General features: G+C 56.1%; 2 pseudogenes. Both read right to left on the bottom strand.

The features are described from left to right. A pseudogene (locus tag ACIOMO_RS25685) lies at positions 1–293 on the bottom strand (cytochrome o ubiquinol oxidase subunit I); the annotation flags it as partial. A 3-nt stretch (positions 294–296) separates the two neighbouring features. Then, positions 297–1,195, bottom strand: a pseudogene (gene cyoA / locus ACIOMO_RS25690) (ubiquinol oxidase subunit II); the annotation flags it as partial.

Consider the following 1,195-nt stretch of genomic DNA (forward strand, 5'->3'; position numbering starts at 1 on the left):
TGTTCAGGTGGCAGGTAGCCAGGCGAACCCTCGGTGGCCATGGCCAACTGGGTACGCATCATGATGGCGTCGGCAAAACCGCGCAGCAGCATGACCATGGCGACGATGATGTACATCACGCCGATTTTCTTGTGGTCAACCGAAGTCAGCCACTCGGTCCACAAGTACGTCCACTTCTTGAAGTAGGTGATTGCAGCGAACAGCGCCAGACCACCGAGGGCGATCATGGCGATGGTCACCATCACGATCGGCTCGTGGAATGGGACTGCTTCCCAACTTAATTTACCAAACATCGTTTACTCCTCTGCCCCGGCAGCTGAATGCGAACTCGAGTCAATTTCCGTGGCCGCCACTTCTTTCTCTTTCTTCTCGTGCTTCAGCGGCTTGCCCGGCTTCATACCTTCGTACTTGTCGACGATGATCTGGAACTGGTTCGGCGTGACCGAGGAGTAGAGCTCGACTGGGTTGTTCTGGCTTGGCTTGGCAAGGGCTGCGTATTCAGCTTGATCAAGCTGTTTAGGTGACTTCTTGACTTCACTTACCCAGGCGTCGAAATCTTCCTGAGTGGTGGAAATAGCTTTGAACTTCATGCCGGTGAAACCCGCGCCGCTGTAGTTGGCGGAGATACCGTCCATTTCAGCGTTACGGTCAGCGATCAGGTGCAGCTTGGTCTGCATGCCCGCCATCGCGTAGATCTGGCCGCCCAGACCCGGGATGAAGAACGAGTTCATCACAGCGTCAGAGGTGATCTTGAAGTTGATTGGCGTGTGCGCCGGGAACACGATCTTGTTGACCGTGGCGATGCCTTGTTCCGGGTAGATGAACAGCCACTTCCAGTCCAGCGCGACCACTTCGATGGTCACAGGCTTGACGTCGGATTCGATCGGACGATACGGATCCAGCTCGTGAGTCGAGATGTAAGTGATGTAACCCAGGGCAATGATGATCAGAACCGGGATGGTCCACACCGCCACTTCGATTTTGGTCGAGTGCGACCATTTCGGGGTGTAGACGGCGTTCTTGTTCGACGCGCGGTATTTCCAGGCGAACAGGAAGGTCATGACGATAACCGGCACAACGACCAACAGCATCAGCAGGGTCGCGGTGATGATCAGGTTGCGCTGTTCCAGGCCGACCTGGCCCGTTGGATTGAGCAAGGTCCTGTGGCAGCCTCCCAGCCACAACGTGCCGAGCA

Source organism: Pseudomonas sp. NPDC087804 (genome assembly GCF_044742965.1).
GTDB classification, from domain to species: domain Bacteria; phylum Pseudomonadota; class Gammaproteobacteria; order Pseudomonadales; family Pseudomonadaceae; genus Aquipseudomonas; species Aquipseudomonas rustica.